General features: G+C 65.6%; 16 protein-coding genes. 6 read left to right on the forward strand and 10 right to left on the reverse strand.

Features of this window, described 5'->3' with window-relative positions:
• Positions 1–181: 181 nt before the first annotated feature.
• From ABS88_RS01465 to ABS88_RS01510, 10 genes are all read right to left on the reverse strand, one after another.
• Positions 182–304 (reverse strand): hypothetical protein, encoded by a 123-nt coding sequence (locus ABS88_RS01465; RefSeq protein WP_286748755.1) that lies wholly within the window; start codon positions 302–304, stop codon positions 182–184.
• 72 nt (positions 305–376) lie between these two features.
• Positions 377–499: a hypothetical protein gene (locus tag ABS88_RS01470; protein WP_286748756.1), complete on the reverse strand. Its 123-nt coding sequence runs from the start codon at positions 497–499 to the stop codon at positions 377–379.
• Between the two features lie 80 nt (positions 500–579).
• Positions 580–1,200, reverse strand: coding sequence for a GntR family transcriptional regulator (locus ABS88_RS01475; RefSeq protein ID WP_286748757.1), 621 nt, complete (start codon positions 1,198–1,200; stop codon positions 580–582).
• A gap of 14 nt (positions 1,201–1,214) precedes the next feature.
• Positions 1,215–2,123, reverse strand: coding sequence for a phytanoyl-CoA dioxygenase family protein (locus tag ABS88_RS01480; RefSeq protein WP_286748842.1), 909 nt, complete (start codon positions 2,121–2,123; stop codon positions 1,215–1,217).
• Positions 2,124–2,139: 16 nt separating this feature from the next.
• The gene (locus ABS88_RS01485; protein ID WP_286748759.1) at positions 2,140–2,757 is read right to left on the reverse strand and encodes an acyl-homoserine-lactone synthase; all 618 of its coding nucleotides are present in this window, start codon (positions 2,755–2,757) and stop codon (positions 2,140–2,142) included.
• Positions 2,758–2,845: 88 nt separating this feature from the next.
• On the reverse strand, positions 2,846–3,589 hold the full coding sequence (locus tag ABS88_RS01490; RefSeq protein WP_286748760.1) for a helix-turn-helix transcriptional regulator: 744 nt from the start codon (positions 3,587–3,589) through the stop codon (positions 2,846–2,848).
• A 241-nt stretch (positions 3,590–3,830) separates the two neighbouring features.
• Positions 3,831–4,763 carry a DUF2493 domain-containing protein gene (locus ABS88_RS01495; protein WP_286748761.1) on the reverse strand — a complete coding sequence of 311 codons (933 nt, stop codon included), beginning with the start codon at positions 4,761–4,763 and terminating at the stop codon, positions 3,831–3,833.
• A gap of 313 nt (positions 4,764–5,076) precedes the next feature.
• On the reverse strand, positions 5,077–6,111 hold the full coding sequence (locus ABS88_RS01500) for a DUF7146 domain-containing protein (RefSeq protein WP_286748763.1): 1,035 nt from the start codon (positions 6,109–6,111) through the stop codon (positions 5,077–5,079).
• A gap of 187 nt (positions 6,112–6,298) precedes the next feature.
• On the reverse strand, positions 6,299–8,416 hold the full coding sequence (locus ABS88_RS01505; RefSeq protein WP_286748765.1) for a ParB/RepB/Spo0J family partition protein: 2,118 nt from the start codon (positions 8,414–8,416) through the stop codon (positions 6,299–6,301).
• 123 nt (positions 8,417–8,539) lie between these two features.
• Positions 8,540–9,733 (reverse strand): DUF932 domain-containing protein, encoded by a 1,194-nt coding sequence (locus ABS88_RS01510; protein ID WP_286748768.1) that lies wholly within the window; start codon positions 9,731–9,733, stop codon positions 8,540–8,542.
• A 468-nt stretch (positions 9,734–10,201) separates the two neighbouring features.
• Between ABS88_RS01510 and ABS88_RS01515 the strand changes: the two genes are divergently transcribed.
• The 6 genes from ABS88_RS01515 to ABS88_RS01540 all read left to right on the forward strand — a co-directional run bounded on the left by ABS88_RS01515 (position 10,202) and on the right by ABS88_RS01540 (position 17,895).
• A complete protein-coding gene (locus ABS88_RS01515; protein WP_286748769.1) occupies positions 10,202–10,519 on the forward strand; it encodes a hypothetical protein in 318 nt (105 codons plus the stop codon).
• Positions 10,520–10,581: 62 nt separating this feature from the next.
• Positions 10,582–11,865, forward strand: coding sequence for a TolC family protein (locus tag ABS88_RS01520; protein WP_286748770.1), 1,284 nt, complete (start codon positions 10,582–10,584; stop codon positions 11,863–11,865).
• Positions 11,862–13,103, forward strand: coding sequence for an efflux RND transporter periplasmic adaptor subunit (locus ABS88_RS01525; protein WP_286748771.1), 1,242 nt, complete (start codon positions 11,862–11,864; stop codon positions 13,101–13,103). Before ABS88_RS01520 ends, ABS88_RS01525 begins: the two co-directional genes overlap by 4 nt.
• Positions 13,093–16,335 carry an efflux RND transporter permease subunit gene (locus ABS88_RS01530; RefSeq protein WP_286748772.1) on the forward strand — a complete coding sequence of 1,081 codons (3,243 nt, stop codon included), beginning with the start codon at positions 13,093–13,095 and terminating at the stop codon, positions 16,333–16,335. Before ABS88_RS01525 ends, ABS88_RS01530 begins: the two co-directional genes overlap by 11 nt.
• Before the next feature lie 169 nt (positions 16,336–16,504).
• The gene (locus ABS88_RS01535) at positions 16,505–17,374 is read left to right on the forward strand and encodes a class I SAM-dependent methyltransferase (protein ID WP_286748774.1); all 870 of its coding nucleotides are present in this window, start codon (positions 16,505–16,507) and stop codon (positions 17,372–17,374) included.
• Positions 17,371–17,895, forward strand: a complete 525-nt coding sequence (locus ABS88_RS01540; protein ID WP_286748777.1) for a GNAT family N-acetyltransferase — start codon at positions 17,371–17,373, stop codon at positions 17,893–17,895. The genes ABS88_RS01535 and ABS88_RS01540 overlap by 4 nt, the downstream gene beginning before the upstream one ends.
• The last annotated feature ends 54 nt before the right edge of the window (positions 17,896–17,949 follow it).

Consider the following 17,949-nt stretch of genomic DNA (forward strand, 5'->3'; position numbering starts at 1 on the left):
CAACCGATCGAAGGCCGCGCGGTCCTCACCGCGCAGGGCTAGATATTTATCGCGGGCGAGATCGAGAAAGACGAGCTCGCCGCCTGTTTCGCAAAATCCCGTTCCCGGCGCGAGTTGCCAACCCATAGACACCTCTGGAAGCATGGGAGCCGCGCCGGAAGCGCGGCTCCCGGCTGCCCGGTCAGTCCTGCTGCAGACCGGCCCAATGCTCGCGGCCGCCCATTTCGATGGGCAGGCCGATGTCGCCGGCGGTGTCGGCGGTGACATTGCCGAGTTCGACGAGATCGTTGGTATCGCGTTCCATTGACCATTCCTTTCCGTGGCGAGCAAGAAGCGCAGACCGGGAGCCGGCAATGCCGACCCCCGGGGATCACGGTCAGTCCTGGCGGAGACCGGTCACCTCGAACTTGCCGCCCTGCTCGATGCCGAGCGGCACGTCGCCGGCGGTGTCCGTCGAGACGCTGCCGAGTTCGATCAGTTCATTGGTTGCGCGTTCCATGATCGCTACCTCCATGAAGCCGCGGAATTGCGGCGCTTTCGAAGCTAGGGAGGACGCGCCGTATAGGAATTTAATACGACTCATATTCTCCGAATATTATCCAGCGGCTCGGAGCGGCGCCGGATTTCGGCGGCGACACGGCCCGCATGCGACGCACGGCGGCGATGGAAGCGTGTGATTTTGCTGCGCAAAGCGCTCCACCGACCGAACCGGTAATCATCCGCCATTGACGTAAGCGCATCGCTCGCGACCCCGTCGACGCGCGCCTCCAACGTGCGAATTGTCATGCTTCGCTCGACACAATTGATGATCGAAGCGCGAAGTTCGCCATTGCTGCTGCCTATTGCGATGGTCCGGAACAGGCTTTCAATACCCTCCGGATAAGATGGGTGAGTCGCAAGATCTACGAGTCCGCCAGGCAAGTCGGATCTTGGCGTCCTTCCTTTGAGCGCCAACAAAAGAAGCGCCCCGGTCCACCAATAGAGGTCGACGAGGTCTGCCTCGCTGAGCAGCGGCTGCCGGAAGCCCTCCTGGTGCCAGCTCTCGATGATCCGCTCGCCCGAAAGGCGGTACAGGGCGTCGCGGACCGGCGTGGCGCTGGATGCCAGTGACTTGGCGAGCTGCGCTGCCTCGAGCCGCGTCCCCGGCGGGTAGGTCCCCGCCAGGATACGCGCCTTCAGGTCGAGATAGACTCGCTCCATTGTGGCCCCGGGGCTCATGCCGCCAGCGTCCCGCCCTCGCCCGCCGACCGTTGATCGCTGATATAGTCGGCGAGAAGCGCTTGTTGATCGGGGCGAAGGGCATCCACCGCCGCGATCGGGTCGGGAGGATAGCCGCGAAACAGGATCGAAGGACATTGGCCCTCGAAATTGCCGAGATTGGGCCGATGCTGGACATAGCCGGTCAGGGCGGCGAGCTCGGGTGGAAAGTCCTTCGCGATCTCGGGCGGATAGGCGAGCCATTGATTTTCGTATGGCTTGAGCCAGCCGAGGCAGTAGCTGATGATGATCCCGCGTCGCACCGATGAACTGCGATTGCCGCCGGCCCCGTGCAGCGTGGATCCGAGGAAGACGATCGCATCCCCCGGCTCCGCCTCGGCGATGATCGCCTCTTCCGCCGGTTCTTCGACAAGCGCCTCGATCCCATGGCTGCGCGGCCAGATGAGCGTGGCACCATTTTCCGCAGTGAAGGATGTGAGCGGCCACATCACGTTCACGAGATACTCGACCTCGCCGAGCGCGCCCTGCCACATATCCTGATCGCGGTGCGGAAATTGAGCGAGGGCCCCGGGATGGAGTTCGATCGCCTGGGCGAGATTGAGCTGGATGCGATCGCACCAGTCGCCGAGCGCGGCCTCGGCCAGCGCCAGGATCGAAGGGTTCATCACCAGCGCCCCGACATGGGGTGAGCGGATAAGCAAGCGGCCGAAGCGCTTGGTCCGTTCGCCGTAGAAGCCGCCTTCGCAAAAGGGGGTGGCAGCATAGCGCGGATCGAGGTCGCGACCGATCGCCGCGACGAGATCGGCGGGTGCTGCCGAGCGAACGATCGCATAGCCATCGTCCCGCAGGGCCTGCATTGCCGGCGAGCATGGTTGGCCGGCAGCGGCCAGATCGGGGTTGGTCATCATGATCCGGCTCCCTTCAGGCTGCGTTGGCTGCGACGGGCTCACCCGCTCGATCGGCGATGATGCCTGACGCTTCGAGCTTCGCCGGTGTGCCCGCATCGATCTCGATCCGCAGCGACGTCAGCGCGCGGCCGTCATGCAGAGCCGGCTCGCCGAGCGCCCGGCAATCCCATCCGAAGGTCCGGATTTGTGCGAACCAGTCGATTTCCGCGACGCCGGTGTAGGAGCGGATGCCGTTGGCGAGCGCGAAGTCCACGAGACCGACGAGAAGCGTATCTCGCGCCATGCGGCGCTGCCGTGCGCCGATCCCGGGCGACAGGCAGAAGCGGGTGATCTCGAAGATGTCGGGCCCCGACGGCACGGCGCCGTCGACCAGGGTCGGGAAGATGCCGTCGAGAAGCGCCGGCCGCGTGGTCGGAAGCAGGCGCGCCGAAGCGAGATGCCGGCCCGCGGGATCGCCGACAATCAGATAGGTTGCGTGGGGATCGTCGAAATGATCGATCTCGAACCGGTCGGCGAGCACCGGCAGGTCCCATTTGAGAAGATCGATGAAGACGCGCTTGCGCGCCTCGAACATCGCGCGAAGCAATTGATGCTCATGGGCGCGATTGGAATGGTCGATAACGAACAACATGGATGCCTCCTTTGAAAAGAGGCCATCCAATTGAACGGCTTTTTGCCCCCGCACCATAGCATGATCGGGGGGTGCCGGTTAAAAAAGTTCAGCGCTTGGCGATATCCTCGTAGCTGAGGTCGCCGGCATAGAGCGCCCGGACCGTCAGCGTGATGCCGCCATTCGCCTCATAGCGCTGCCGCGCGTTACGAAGATGCTCGCGAACCGTGTCGGGGCTGAGATCGAGGATGCGCCCGATCTTCGGCCCGCTGTTGCCCTTGGCCGCCAGGATCAGGCATTCGCGCTGTCGGTCGGTCAACCGCGGCCCGACCTGCGCGAGTTCGGGATTGGCGAGCAGGCGCGCGGCCTCGAAGGCGGGGCCCCCGATCATGCGGGCAAAGAGCAGCGCCCGGTCGTTTGCCGGCATCCCTGGCCTCCAGGCGAACGATACCGAACCATGGATCTCGCCGGGGACGTGCGCCGGGATGGTAAGGCCATCCCCGATGCCATGGCGCTGCGCTTCGCTCAGGATCAGCTCGTCTTCGGGCCGTTCGCCGGCGAGCGGCTTCATGTTGCGCCAGAGGAAGCCTTCGAGGCTGCGATGGCTTGCACGATGCACCGGGTCGGTCAGACCGAGGCCGCGGTCGTCGAACCATCGTGCCCAGTCCTCGGGATAATTGTGGACCCTGACGCCGCGATCGGGCGCCGCCAAAAAATCGATATGATGGCTGAGCGCGAACCAGGAACAGCCCATGCGAACGCAGGCTTCGTGCAACAGGTCCGCGAGACCGGCTGCATCCTTCACGCGCGTGACGTCGAGCGCAAAGGCATGCGCAGCGTCCATCGTCGGCATTGCGACCCTTGGCAGCGGCCGGTGGTCGTCGCCAAGTCGGCCGACCGTCGCTGCTCCTCGTCATGGCCCGCGAACGCTGCCCTCTCAATGGGCGTCTCGCCGGCGACGGGTGATCGCCGCTGGTCGGAGCGATCGAATATTCTGCAAATTTGCGGATGTTACAAAAATATTTCAAACATATTCGCGAAATAGCCCCAGATTGAGGCTATTTCGCCGGAATGCGCGCAAGGCCCAGCCAAACTCAGGGTTTGCGCCTGCGGAAGTCCCAGATGGGAAGGCCCAACTCGGCCGCTTTGTCCGCAAGATTGTCCTGAATGCCGGTGCCGGGGAAGAGGATGATGCCGACCGGAAGGGCTTCCAGCATGCGGTCGTTGCGCTTGAACGGCGCTGCCTTGCCATGGCGATTCCAATCGGGGCGGAAGGCCACCTGGGTCACGCCGCGCGTGTCGGCCCAGCAGGCCGCAATGCGTTCGGCGCCCGTCGGCGTCGCGCCGTGAAGCAGGATCATGTCGGGATGGCGTTCCTTCGTCCGATCGAGCGCGTCCCATATCGTCCGATGATCGTCGACATCCGCGCCGCCCGTGAACAGGATGCGGGTCCCCTCGGGGAGAAGCGCGGCGGCCTTCTGCCGAAGCCGCGCATCGAGAAAATCGCGGCTGTCGATCATCGCCGCGGTCATCGAGCGGTGCTGCGCCCGCGATCCCGCTCGCGGAGTCCAGGCCTTGCGGCAATGAAGCCGGAATTGCTCGGCGGCATGCTCGCGAAAGAATTCCATCGCGTCGCGCCGTTCGATGAGGCTGATCCCTTGTTGAACGAGGCGTTCGAGCTCGACCGATCGGATTTCGCTTCCGTCCTGCTCGCGCTGGGCGCGCCGTTGCAATTGCTCATTGTCGTCGAGACCGCGCTCGACCCGCTCGCCGGCGCGATGAAAGATATTGACCATATTCCAGAGCAGGTCTTCGAGATCGGGCTCGATCCGTGTCTCCTCGAGGCAGCTCGCGAGCGCGTCGAAGATGTCGGCGACCGCGCCGGACGCGAGGCGCGCATCGGGAAGCGGCCGTGGGTCGGGTTCGTCGTCATAAGGGCGATATCCAAAGAGCTGCATCTCCTGGAGCAGTAAATGCGTGGCGCCGGTTTCGGCAGGATCGTCGGCGGGATGGGCGTGACTGGCCATGATCGTCTCCATTCGGGTTTCGCCGCGCTCGCACGGCCTTCGCGGCGACGACCCGCAGCGTCCCGCGGCGAGCTGCACCGCGGCCCTTCGGGCCACGGCCGGAGCCGAAGGCGGAGGATGGCGGACGAAGGCTATTTTGCTTCGCGATGCAAAGGGACGCGAAGCGGCCCGGCGGAAAAGAGCCGCGCGGCCGCCATTGCGGGGTCGCGGCGGGTCGCTGCAGTCGCCCTCTTGCGAAGGCCGGAGCGCGGACACGCGGATGCGCGCGACTGCAACCCGCTCCACCCGCCTCCTGCCGGCCGCTTGCAAACGCTCACAGAAGCTGCGAGCAGTCCGCCAACAAAAGTTGCGACCGGAGCGAAGAGACCATCCGGGACCGGCCGAGCATCATGAGATCGGCGTTGAAATCGCCCCGCTCCGCCTCGAGCGCAACGACCTTGATCCCGTGCGGACGGGCTCGGTCGGACAGGAGCGAAATGGCCGCCTCGCCCGCGGGGTCGTCATCGCGCGCGATATAGAGACGTTCCAGACCGCGGGGGAAGGCAAGCGCGCCGAGATGCGCTGCGGAAAGCGCAGCGATCATCGGCATTGCAGGGGCGACCTGGCGAAGCGACAGGATCGTTTCGAGTCCTTCGCCCGCCGCCATCACGGCCGCCGGAGCGCCGAAACGAACGCCGTGACCGAGAAGCTGTCCCATGGCCCGGCGGGGAAAGGCGACGGGAGCCTTGGTGCTGCCCGCACTATCCAGCCAGGTTCGATGGACACCAGTGATACGCCCTGCTTCGTCCGTGACACCTGCGATGAGTGCAGGCCAGGCCCGGCGAACGTCGGGAGCATCCTCGTCGGACGGGTGGTAAAAGCAGTGAGGATGGCAACGAAGCCATTCGGCGTCGCGAAGCTCGGTGATCGCGCGGGCCGCAAGATAGGACTGAGCAGTAGTGCCGCCAAGCGGCTTCGATCCTGCCCATAGGCGCCTTGCGGCTTCCGGCGTCCCGCGCTTCGCCTTGCGCGGCGCGGCATTTCGCGCGGGCGGCGATGACCGCGGGAGACTGAGAAAACGGCGCGCCTCGTCGAGTGTTTCACGGAAGGAGGCGTGGCCGCAGGACGCCGAGATGATGTCGAGGAGATCGCCATGATCGCCGCTCGCGGCGTCGGTCCATTTCCCCGCCGCGCGGAGACCGTCGGCAGTGCCCGACAGACGGACGTAGAGGCTCCGTCCCGGCGTATTCCGAACGTCGCCGACCATCCAATAATGGCCCTCGCGTCGTCCGTGCGAAAGATAGCGGCGGCACACGGCCTCGGCATCGTCGGCGAGGCGGCGTGCAACGTCTGCAGCGGGGCTAGGCATGGGGGCTCCTTCGCATCAGGGTGCGCGTCCTCCCGCCGTTCGATCCGACGGAGGTATCGCTCACCGGTCTGGCAGCCCCTGCCGGACGCCACCGATGTTCGCGCCCGGCGGTCCGATTTCAAGGGGGCGGCAAAAAATCGGGGAGCCCGGCGCGAGGCCGAGCTCCCCGGATGCGGACCCGACGGCGCTATTCGGCCGCGATCGCGTCGATGTCGTCGCCGGCCAGCTCTTGATCACCCTGCTCGCCGACACACTCGTCGTCATTGGCTGCGGCGGACTCGTCATCGCCCGCGGCGGCGTCAAGGACGGGCGTGCGCAAGGGGTGCGCAAGCCAGCCGGTCGCTTTGAGCAGATCCTCGGCGGCGCTCGCCATTTCCGGCTTCTTCAGGCCCGCGATGCGGCCGGCGGCTTCGGCGCCGCAAGCCTCCTCGACCGCGTCGAGAATGCCCGGCTTCGTCACCCGCCCGAGATAATTGGCGGTGGTGGCGATCCAGCCGGCCTTGACCATGTCGAGCCCCGATGCGCGCGCCAGGATATGCGAATGCTCGATCCGGCACGCGACCGCGCGCGCCGAGACGCGGCCCTCGTTATAGCGGGTCGCCGGTTCCCACACTGCATTGACGCCGAACGAGACGCAATGCGCGAACAGCGCGGCCTGGTCGTCGGCGTCGAGACCCGCAAGCGTGTCCCAAAGATCGACGGTCGCATCGGGCAACCGCGCCGACCAACCTTCGTGTCGCTCGCGAATGGCCCGGGCCGACGGCGTGTCGTTCAGCGCTGCATCATAGCCGATCATCGAATGGTTGCGCAGCGAAATGCCGACGCAGCTCGCCGAAGAGGCGCAGGTGTAGAAGCATTCCAGAACGAGCGCATGGAGCATCGCAGCGAAAGCCACCAGCGGACTCGACGCGAGCGCGTCGCGCAGCGCGAGGGTGCGGTGCGCCGTCAGGTCGGTCACGAGCTTGTCGGGAAGCGGACGGACGAGATCGTCGGGGTCCTCCTCTTCACGGGAATCGCCGCCGCCCGTATCCGGTTCGGGGGGCGCGGTTTCCTGCGCTCCGTCGCCGGTCGCATCACCGTCAATGCCATCGCCGCTTTCGCCATCCTCATCGGCCGCCTGTTGCGGTTCGTCCTCGGGACGAACAAAGCCGCGCTCGATGTGCAGCGAGCCGTCGACATCGATGCTGACAAAGGTGCCGGCGATCGCGACTTCCTCCGGCTCATAGACCAGCGGCCTCGAGACGAGCGGCGCGATCTCTTCGTCGATCGCATCGATCCGGGCGCTGATCTCGTCGGGGATTTCCTCGCAGCCCGCCCATTCATCTTCGAGCCGGTCGGCTTCCTCGCGCAAAGCCTCGATCCGAGCTTCATCCTCGGCACTATTTTCGGGCGCGATGCCATCAAGCGGCCGGAACCCGAAGGTGTGACCATAGGGGAAGTCCACCGCGGTCTCGACCCATTTCCAGCCTTCCGCGACGATCACGGCCACTTCGGAATCGAGCTTCTCGGCCTGCAGCCGATCGAGCAGCGATACGTCCTCGAGCCAACCGCCGTCGTCACTCTCGAACAGGTCGCGAAGGACATGGCCGCCAGCGGCGAGATAGGCGTCGAGCGTCACGAACAGGACGCGCTTGTCGGATGCCCGCACCTTGTCCTCAGTAAGGCGCGCGCGGATGTACCAAGGCTGCTGCGAGTGGCTCGTGGAGAGCATCTCCCATACCTGTTCCTGGCGCGCATGGTCGCTAGAGACCGAGAAGGCCATCAGCTGTTCGAGCGTCATCCCGTCCTCGGCGTAGATGTCGTGGAGCTTCGGTGAGACAGCAGCAAGCTTGAGACGCTGCTTCACGACCGCCGGCGTGACCATGAATGTAGCCGCGATCGTCTCGACGTCGGTTCCCTGCTCGACGAGCTTCTGCATCGAGCGGAACTGGTCGAGCGGATGCAGCGGTTCGCGGTGGACGTTCTCGGCGAGCGAATCCTCTTCGGCCGACACGGCGTCATCCTCGCGAACGATGCACGGGACCGGCTCGGTTTTCGACATGCGCCGCTGCTTGACCAACTGCTGGAGCGCGCGGAAACGGCGCCCGCCGGCGGGCACTTCGTAGCGGCCGGTTTCCTGGCCCTCCTCGTCGCGCTGCGCGCGGACAGTGAGGCTCTGCAGCAGACCGCGCCGCGCAATGTCCGCCGCGAGGCTGTCGATCGACACTCCCGCCTTCACGCGCCGCACATTGGCCTGGCTCAGCACGAGGGCACTGAAAGGGATTTCCTTGGCGCCGCTGAGGCTGATCTTTGCCTGTTTCGTCATGATGCTTCTCCATGACGAGCCGCCGCGAGACTCTCTCCCGGCTCCTGGCCCGTCATGGCTCCGGCGCAGCCCTCTCCCTCTGAAGGGAAAGAGCCGCGCCGGCATGCCGAACGGCGGGAGAGGTCAGTGGACCGAAGCCAGAAGCTTGGCGCCCTTCGCTTCCAGTTCGAGCCGCCCGTCCTGATGCGGACGTTCGCGCGCGAGTGCGGTGATCCCCTGCACGAAGTCGAAGATCGACGCGGGCGGATGCCCCTCTTCCTGAAGGACGCTGCGGATGATCCGCTCGCTTTCTCCCTTCGAAAAGCCGCGCTTTCGCAGGAATGTCTGCCGGTCGGCGTCATCGCGGGCGACGATCGCGGCGCGCGCCGCGCTGATCCCGTTCACGAAGGATCCGGGCGAGGAGGATGCGAAACGCTCGAGCGCGGGCGCCGCTTCCTGCGCGAAGCGCCCGGCCGCGAACTTGCTGTGGCGGATGCTGATTTCCTCGAAGCCCTCCGCGCCCCAGATGTTGCGATTCATGCAGACGGCGCGAAGATAGAAGGTCGCCATGCCAAGCGCCTTCGAGCCGACCTCGCTGTTCCAGCAATAGAAACCCCGAAAGAAGAGGTCGGGATCGCCATTGGGCAGCCGGCCCGCCTCGATCGGATTGGCGTCGTCGACCAGGAAGAGGAATATGTCGCGGTCGCTCGCATAGAGGGTCGTGGTATCCTTGGTGACCTCGACGAACGGATTGTGCCGCATCGTGGACCAGTCGAGGAGCCCCGGAACTTTCCAGCGCGTGTCGCCGGTGCCGTTGCCCGCGATCTTCATCACCGCAGCCACGAGCTCATGATCCCAGATGCGACCATAATCGGGCCCCGTCACGGCACGCAATTCGGTGCGGCCGTCGCCGGTCTCGAGGGTCTTCACAAGCTCCCGGCGGTGCGCGAGCAGGCCGTGCTGCATGTTGATACCCGCGAGCGCCGCGGGCAGCTGCCGAAGATAAGCAGAAGGCGCTCCGACAAGACTGCACATTTGGCCGAAGGACCAGTGGGTAGGAGCCACCGGCGCATCCCGATCCGGAAGGAGCAGGTGGAGCCGTTCCGGGTCGTCGGCCGCTGCGACGACGCGAATGGAACGCGTTTCGACGGTCCGCGCGGTCGCGGTCTCCGACCTGAGCCGCACGGCTTCATAGAGTTCCGTGAGCGACAGATAGCGCTCGTCGTCGGGCCGCGAGAACCATTCGGAAGAGACGCGGCCGATACGCTGTCCGCGCGAGATATCGACTTTGTAGCCCGCGGAGGTTTTGTGGGCAGGGGCAGGGGGTGCAAGGGTCATAGCTGGATCTCCGTGACGGACCCGGGCGACTCTCTCCCGAACCAATCCGTCACCCGCCCGCCCTTTCCTCTGCCTCTCCGGCCGCCGCAGGCGGCCGTAAGCTGCCGCACGTCCACGCGGGCCCGGCAGGAGAGACGCTGCCCTCTTTTCGGCCTGATCGCCGGCGCATCGGCGCGCCCGCAGACTGGATATATTGGAAGGCGAGAACGGCCTCGGCGCTGACCCGCCGCTTGGCGCGAAACGCTCGGATCGGATCAGCCCGGAGCCATTCGCCCGCGACGAGCTTCGCTGCGAAGATCGACTTCGGACCACTTCGACTTGTCAAGCGCTCTGCCCGCAATTACACGCGAGGGCGTGCGGACAGGGCTCGCCTCTTTTTACTATCGCTTCGTCGCGTCGCTGTGCGTCGCGCTGATGGCGTTTTATGCGGCAACCGCTCCGGTGAAAGCTGCCGACCAGATTCAGCATATGCCCGCGCTGATCGCGCTGCACGCGCATGACAATATCGGCAGTTTCCCGATCTATTCGGACCATGGCAGCGACGGCACGTTTCTCGATCACCATGGTCAGGAGCCCGTCGGAGACAGCCAGCCCGACGATCCGCTCGGCGCCGGCCACCACCATCATGGCGATACCGGCCCGAACCTGATCGTGCCCAATGTGATGGCGGCCTTGTCCTTGACGCCGTCTGCCGACTTGCATGTCATCGGCACGGACCGTCAGATTGCGGGGCTCCGATCTATCGGGCCCGAACGTCCGCCCCGGCTCTTCTCGCTGAACGTCTGAGTTCCCGCGCCGGCTGACTGCGCGCGGGATGTTTCCCCGCCTTTCAGCGAGGCCGATATCTCATGTTTTCCTTATCTCGAGCGCGCCTCGGCGCGCATGCCATCCGCAGGGCCTTGCTCTGCGGCGGCGTCCTGCTGGCTGCGAGCACGCCGCCTGCCTGGGCGCAAAACCTAGGTCTCGACGAGGCGCTGTCGCGCGTCGCGACGAGCGATCCCGCCGTTGCCGCGGGCGCGGCGCGCCTTGAAGCCGCTGACGCTGCCATCTTGCAGGCCGACGTCCGCCCACGCGATGTCGTCGGTGCCGACTTCGAGGATTTCGCGGGCACTGGTCCCTATTCGCCGCTGAACCGGTCGCAGACGACGGGCTGGTATGAGCGGACATGGGAGCGCGGCGGCAAGCGCGAGGCACGGATCGGCGCAGCACGCGCCGACGTCGCCGTCGTGGGCGCCCAGAACCGCGTTCGCCTGCTCGACCGGCTCGCCCGCGTGCAGGCGGCGTGGGTCGAGGCGCTCGCCGCCGAAGCGGCGATCCCGGTCGCCGAAGCGCGGCTCGCCGATCTGAAGCGTGTCGAGCTCGACGTCGTGAAGCGCGTTACCGGTGCACTCGATCCGTGGTTCGCCGCCGAACGCGCGCGGACCAATGTCACCCAGGCGGAGATCGCGGTCGAGCAGGCGCGCGAAAATGCTCGTATCGCCCGCACCGCCTTGGCGGCCTGGTGGGGCGGAACGGGCGATTTCAAGCTCGATCCCACGCTCTTTCAGAATGTCGAGGTCACCGTTCCTGCAGGAGGCGAGTCGGTCGATGTCGCGGTGCTCAATGCCGAGCTCGCGGCGGCCGGTGCGAAGGTGAAACTCGCGGAGAGCGGCAATATCGCCGATCCGAGCGGGCGCGTCGGTCTTCGTCATTTCGGCGAAGGCAACGACTTCGCGGTCATGGTCGGCGGCTCGATCCCGCTGGGAACAAAGGCGGCGAACCGCGGCAATGTGATCCGCGCCGAGGCCGATCAGCGCGCCATCGAGGCCGATGTGGCGGTCGCCCGGATCGAGATCGAACGCGAGATCGACAAGCTCATCGCCGATCGCCGGCTGATCGCTGCCGAGGTCAAGCGCATCGATGCCGAGGTGCTGCCTAGCGCCAACCGCGCGACGCGCCTGATCCGCGACGGGCTTGCCCGCGGCGGCACCGCCTTCACCTTCCTCGAATATGCGCAGGCGCAGACCGCCGTGAACGAAGCGCAGACGCGCCGCGTCGAGCTGCTGCGGCGCTTCCACTTGCTTGGCGTCAGGCTTGACCGGTTGACCGGCCGCCACGCGCCCCTTCTTGCTACGATGGAGACGATCCGATGACCAAATATCTGCTGGGGGCGGCATCGGTCATTGCCCTCACCCTGCTCGCCGCCTGCGGCGACACCGCTACACCTGAAAAGGAAGGCGCGAAGGCCGCCGCTGGCGAATATGAGCGCGGGCCGCACCGCGGCCGGATGCTGCGCGACGGCAATTTCGCACTCGAAATCACCATCTTCGAGGATGGTGTCGAGCCCGAGTTCCGCGTCTATGTCTATCGCGACGACAAGCCGATCAAGCCCGGCGAAGTTCAGTTGTCGATGGAACTTGTCCGGCTGGGCAACAAGATCGACAAGTTCGCTTTCGCACCGCAGGAAGATTTCCTGCGCGGCAATGGCGTCGTCGCCGAGCCGCATAGCTTCGACGTCCGCGTCCAGGCCTCCGAAGGCGGCCGCAATCATAAATGGGCCTATCAGTCCTACGAAGGCCGCACGACGATCACCCCCGAGGCTGCGAGGGCCGGCGGGCTGAAGGTCGAGACCGCAGGCGCGGCCACGGTCAGCGACCTCATCGACATGGGCGGCCGCGTCGAGGTCACCCCCGAAGGCCGTGCCGAAGTCCGCGCTCGCCTGCCCGGATTGATCGTGTCGCTCAATGGCAAGATCGGTCAGCGGGTTACCCGCGGTCAGGTGTTGGCCCGCGTCGAGTCCAGCCACTCGCTTCAGACCTACACGATCACCGCGCCGATCAGCGGCACCATCGTCGAGAAGAATGTAAATGTCGGCGACACGACGGGCGATCGCGCACTGTTCGCTATCGCCGATCCGACGAACCTGCACGCCGAGTTCTTCGTCTATCCGCGCGACGCCGAACGCGTGCGTGTCGGTCAGCCGGTCACGCTCAAGAGCTTGTCGGGCGAAGGCACGATTCAGAGCGTCGTCGAAGCCGTCGTCCCGACCGCCGATGTCGCCAGCCAGACGCTTCTCGCGCATGTCCATCTGCCGACATCGGCCGCAAACGCCTTCCGCCCCGGAATGGCGGTCGAAGGGAGCTTCGCGGTCGCGCAGGCCAATGTGCCGCTGGCGGTCCGAACCAAGGCGATCCAGCGCTTCCGCGATTTCGAAGTGGTCTTCGCCAAGGTCGGCAACACCTATGAGGTCCGCATGCTCGAGATCGGCCGGCGCACGCCCGAATGGACCGAGGTCCTCGGCGGGCTCGAACCCGGCACCCAATATGTCACCGATGGCGCGTTCCTGATCCGGGCCGACATCGACAAGTCGGGAGCGAGCCATGACCACTGAGGCTTCCACTCACAAACATCGGCCAATTCTCGAACGCCTGATCGCCGGCTCGATCCGCTTTCGTTGGGCCGTCCTCGGCGTCGTCCTGCTCCTGTGCGCCATCGGCGTCTGGAGCTTCCAGAAGCTGCCGATCGATGCCACCCCGGACATCACCAACGTCCAGGTCCAGATCAACAGCGAAGCGCCGGGCTTCTCGCCGCTTGAAGCCGAACAACGGGTGACCTTTCCGGTCGAGACGGCCATCGCCGGTCTGCCGGGCCTTCAATATACGCGCTCGATCTCGCGCTATGGCCTGAGCCAGGTCACCGCCGTGTTCGAAGACGGGACCGACATCTACTTCGCGCGTCAGCTCGTCAACGAACGGCTGCAATCGGCCCGCGAGCAACTCCCCGCAGGCGTCGCCCCGGAAATGGGGCCGATCGCGACGGGCCTCGGCGAAATCTTCATGTACACGCTCGAAGCCAGTCCGGGTGCCAGGAAGCCCGATGGGAGCGCCTACACTCCCGAGGATTTGCGCACGCTGCAGGACTGGGTCATCCGCCCGCAGCTACGCAACACACCGGGGGTTACCGAGGTCAACAGCATCGGCGGTTACGAGCGCCAATATCATGTGACCCCGATCCCTGCCCGTCTCTCGGCCTATGGGCTGACCCTCAGCGATGTCGTGCAAGCGCTCGAACTCAACAACGACAATGTCGGTGCGGGCTATGTCGAGCGATACGGTGAGCAATATCTCGTCCGCACGCCCGGCCAGGCCAATGGCATCGACGATCTCAAGGCCATCATCGTTAGCAACCGGAACGGCATTCCGATCCGCGTCGCCGACGTCGCCGATATCAGCCTCGGCGAGGAACTGCGCACGGGTGCCGCGACCGAAAATGGCAAGGAGGTCGTGCTCGGCACCGTCTTCATGCTCGCCGGCGAGAATAGCCGGATCGTCGCACGCGCGGCGGCCGAACGGCTCGAGGTCGCCGCGAAGGCTTTGCCGGCAGGGGTGAAAGCGGTCCCGATCTACGACCGCACCAATCTGGTCGAGCGCGCGATCTGGACGGTCGAGAAGAACCTTCTCGAGGGCGCGCTTCTCGTCATCGCGGTGCTGTTCCTGCTGCTCGGCAATATCAGGGCGGCGCTGATCACCGCGGCGGTCATCCCGATCTCGATGCTCATGACAATCACCGGCATGGTGCGAGCCGGGGTATCGGGGAATTTGATGAGCCTCGGCGCGCTCGACTTCGGCCTGATCGTCGATGGCGCTGTCATCATCGTCGAAAACTGTCTCCGCCGGTTCGGCGAAGCGCAGCACAAACTCGGGCGCCTGCTCACCCGCGACGAACGCTTCGCGCTCGCCGCTTCGGCAAGTTCGGAGGTCATCCGTCCGTCGCTGTTCGGAGTTTTGATCATCGCGCTCGTCTATGTGCCGATCTTCGCGCTCACAGGCGTCGAGGGTAAGATGTTCCACCCGATGGCGATCACCGTGGTGATGGCGCTGACGGCGGCGCTCATCCTGTCGCTGACCTTCGTCCCCGCCGCCATGGCGCTGTTCGTGAAGGGCAAGGTCGAGGAGAAGGAAAGCCGGCTGATGGGCTGGGCGCGCCGCGCGTATGCCCCGGCGCTTGCGGCGGCGCTCAAGATGCGCGTCGGGTTCGTGGCCGGCGCGGTCGCGCTGGTCGCGATCGCGGGGCTCGCCGCGACGCGGATGGGTTCGGAGTTCGTGCCCAACCTCGACGAAGGGGACATTGCGCTCCATGCGCTGCGCATTCCCGGCACGAGTCTCAGCCAGGCGGTGAGCATGCAGACCGCGCTCGAAGCACGGATCAAGCAGTTCCCCGAGGTCGACCGGGTGGTCGCGAAGATCGGTACGGCCGAAGTCGCGACCGATCCGATGCCGCCTTCGGTCGCCGATACCTTCATCATCTTGAAGGATCGGAAGGACTGGCCCGATCCACGCAAACCCAAGACCGAGCTCGTCAAGGAAATGCAGGCTGCGGTCGCGCAGATTCCGGGGAACAATTACGAGTTCACCCAGCCGATCCAGATGCGGTTCAACGAGCTCCTCTCGGGGGTTCGCGCCGATGTGGCGGTGAAAGTATTCGGCGACGATCTCGATACCTTGCTCGAAGTGGGCAAGTCGATCGAGGGCATCGCCGCCGGGATCGAAGGGGCGCAGGACGTCAGCGTCGAACAGGTCACCGGCCTGCCGATGCTACAGATCACCCCCGACCGCGGCGCGCTCGCACGCTTCGGTCTCAATGTGAACGACGTCCAGCAGGCCGTCGCCGTATCGATCGGCGGCGTCCAGGCGGGGCAGATGTTCGAGGGTGATCGCCGTTTCCCGATCATCGTCCGCCTGCCCGAGACTATCCGCGAGCGGGTCGACGAGATCGGACGCCTGCGCATCCCGCTGCCGGGAAGCGGTCCCTCGGTCGATCCGGCGACGGGCATGGCGATGGACACGGGCCTGCGCGGGTTCGTTCCCCTCGCTGACGTGGCGAAGGTCGAAGTCGCAATCGGTCCGAACCAGATCAGCCGCGAGGATGGCAAGCGCCGCGTCGTGGTGACTGCTAACGTCCGCGGCCGTGACCTCGGCTCCTTCATCGAGGAGTTGCAGGCCAAGGTCGGGACGGAAGTCGAGGTGCCCGATGGCTACTGGATCACCTATGGCGGCACGTTCGAGCAGCTGATCTCGGCGGCGAAGCGGCTCCAGCTCGTGGTGCCCGCGGCGCTGCTGCTGATCTTCGGGCTGCTCTATATGCTGTTCCGCTCGGGCAAGGATGCGGCGGTCGTCTTCTCCGGCGTGCCGCTCGCGCTCACCGGGGGCGTCGCAGCGCTCCTCATCCGCGGGATGCCGCTGTCGATCTCGGCCGGGGTGGGGTTCATCGCTCTCTCCGGGGTCGCGGTGCTTAACGGCGTCGTGATGCTGAGCTTCATCAAGCAGCTGCGCGAAAACGGCAGCGATCTGGAAGAAGCGATCCGTGAAGGCGCCCTCACGCGTCTTCGTCCGGTGCTGATGACCGCGCTCGTCGCGAGCCTCGGGTTCGTGCCGATGGCGTTCAACGTCGGCGCCGGCGCCGAAGTCCAGCGTCCGCTGGCGACGGTGGTCATCGGCGGGATCGTCTCGTCGACGATCCTGACCTTGCTCGTGCTGCCGGCACTCTACCGCATGGTTCATGGCAGGAAGGCCAAGGACGAAACCCCGCCTTCGGGCGCCCAGGCCTCCCCCTTACCGGCCTGACGCCCCACTCCCACGCGCCGTCTCCGCCACGGCGCGTGGGAGCCTATCCGCCTCCAAATCAGACCATGTGTTTGTGATGACCGATCCGAAGCCAGCTCATCCCCCCACAGCCCAACCCATGATCGTCGACTGGGAGACGAATCGCAGGTTCCGTTCGGCTGCAGAGGCCATGGGACTCGACCCCGACGATCAATGGGTCGGCGGATATGTGGCGGTCGAATGGGAAGGCGTGCGCTATCTTCTCTCGGCTTATGCCGGGAACATTGAGGGCAAGGCATTGCTCGAATTCGGCTGCAACTATGCGGCAAGCTCGATCGTCGCCGCCACGCTCGGCGCGCGCGTAACTGGCGTCGACGTCGATCCGGCTGCAATCGCGCTCGCCCAGCTCAATGCGGAACGGCACGGCATTGCGGACCGGATCAGGCTCGCGCTCGTGACCGATACCCGCACACTCCCTTATGAGGATGCGTCGTTCGACATCATCCTGTGCATCAGCGTTCTCGAATATGTCGAGCCCGACCATCTGCCCGCCGTCCTCGCGGAAATCGATCGCGTCCTGAAGCCTGGCGGGCTGGTGATCGTGTCGGGGACCGCAAGCCGCCTCGCGCCGCGCGAAGTCCATTCCGGGCGCTGGCTCGTCAACTATTGGCCGCGCGCGCTCGACCGGTCGCTGTTGGGGCTGGCGAAGCCGCTACAGCGCGGCGTCAACCCGCTTCCAATCCTCCGTGCATTTCGCGGCTATGCAAATCTCGATCTCGCCGATCGCGGCGTGCGCTGGTGCGCCGCGCGGGCGGCGATGGGTCAATCGGCGACGAAACTCAGGGTCGCGCAGATGCTCGGACGCCTGCTCAGGCCCTTCGGGCTGTCGATCGGCATGGCGGGAGCCAGCTTCAGTGCCGCGTGGGGCAAACCATTGGGGGCAACCGGACCGAAGCGTGGAGGCGCCACGAACCCGCCCCGCTTCAGCCGCGGGAATGCCGAACCACAGCTGCGCGCGCCCGCGAACGTCCCGCAGTTCGAACGAAAGAAACGACCATGATCTTCGGCACGCGGGTGACGATCGGCCCGATCATCCCATCGGATCTTGGTCGCCTGTTCCAGTGGACCGACAGCGCGGAAAATGCGCACCTCAACGGCACCTATCGGCCACCCAATTGGGAGAGCCAGGAGAATTTCTGGCTGCGAACCGAGGATCCGGCCAGCATCTTCTTCGCGATCCGTATCCAGCCAAGCCCGGAAATCGCGGGCTATGTGCAAATTCGAGATATCGCCCCGGTGCATCGATCGGCGAAGATCGGCATCTGGCTCGGCGAAGCCGGCGACCGCGGGCGCGGCTATGGACGCGACTCCCTCAGGCTCGCGATCGATTATTGCTGGCGCCAGCTCAATCTGCGCCGTCTCAGCCTCGAAGTGTTCGCACATAATCATGCCGCGCTGCGCATGTATGAAGCGCTGGGTTTTCAGGAAGAAGGCATCTTGCGCGAGGCCCAATTCATCGACGGCCAGTGGATCGATATCGTCCTGATGGCGCTCCGCCGCGATCCAAAGCAGCCGGGATAGCAATACCGCGCCGGCGGCGCGCCACAGCTGGACAAGGAATGTGAAAGAATAGAG

Source organism: Sphingopyxis sp. SCN 67-31 (assembly GCF_001725095.1).

What these genes read in the sequence shown, in the direction of transcription:
- ABS88_RS01465 (WP_286748755.1), bottom strand. Translation starts at nt 304, where the DNA reads ATGGAACGCGATACCAACGATCTCGTCGAACTCGGCAATGTCACCGCC.
- ABS88_RS01470 (WP_286748756.1), bottom strand. Translation starts at nt 499, where the DNA reads ATGGAACGCGCAACCAATGAACTGATCGAACTCGGCAGCGTCTCGACG.
- ABS88_RS01475 (WP_286748757.1), bottom strand. Translation starts at nt 1,200, where the DNA reads ATGGAGCGAGTCTATCTCGACCTGAAGGCGCGTATCCTGGCGGGGACC.
- ABS88_RS01480 (WP_286748842.1), bottom strand. Translation starts at nt 2,123, where the DNA reads ATGACCAACCCCGATCTGGCCGCTGCCGGCCAACCATGCTCGCCGGCA.
- ABS88_RS01485 (WP_286748759.1), bottom strand. Translation starts at nt 2,757, where the DNA reads ATGTTGTTCGTTATCGACCATTCCAATCGCGCCCATGAGCATCAATTG.
- ABS88_RS01490 (WP_286748760.1), bottom strand. Translation starts at nt 3,589, where the DNA reads ATGCCGACGATGGACGCTGCGCATGCCTTTGCGCTCGACGTCACGCGC.
- ABS88_RS01495 (WP_286748761.1), bottom strand. Translation starts at nt 4,763, where the DNA reads ATGGCCAGTCACGCCCATCCCGCCGACGATCCTGCCGAAACCGGCGCC.
- ABS88_RS01500 (WP_286748763.1), bottom strand. Translation starts at nt 6,111, where the DNA reads ATGCCTAGCCCCGCTGCAGACGTTGCACGCCGCCTCGCCGACGATGCC.
- ABS88_RS01505 (WP_286748765.1), bottom strand. Translation starts at nt 8,416, where the DNA reads ATGACGAAACAGGCAAAGATCAGCCTCAGCGGCGCCAAGGAAATCCCT.
- ABS88_RS01510 (WP_286748768.1), bottom strand. Translation starts at nt 9,733, where the DNA reads ATGACCCTTGCACCCCCTGCCCCTGCCCACAAAACCTCCGCGGGCTAC.
- ABS88_RS01515 (WP_286748769.1), top strand. Translation starts at nt 10,202, where the DNA reads ATGCCCGCGCTGATCGCGCTGCACGCGCATGACAATATCGGCAGTTTC.
- ABS88_RS01520 (WP_286748770.1), top strand. Translation starts at nt 10,582, where the DNA reads ATGTTTTCCTTATCTCGAGCGCGCCTCGGCGCGCATGCCATCCGCAGG.
- ABS88_RS01525 (WP_286748771.1), top strand. Translation starts at nt 11,862, where the DNA reads ATGACCAAATATCTGCTGGGGGCGGCATCGGTCATTGCCCTCACCCTG.
- ABS88_RS01530 (WP_286748772.1), top strand. Translation starts at nt 13,093, where the DNA reads ATGACCACTGAGGCTTCCACTCACAAACATCGGCCAATTCTCGAACGC.
- ABS88_RS01535 (WP_286748774.1), top strand. Translation starts at nt 16,505, where the DNA reads ATGGGACTCGACCCCGACGATCAATGGGTCGGCGGATATGTGGCGGTC.
- ABS88_RS01540 (WP_286748777.1), top strand. Translation starts at nt 17,371, where the DNA reads ATGATCTTCGGCACGCGGGTGACGATCGGCCCGATCATCCCATCGGAT.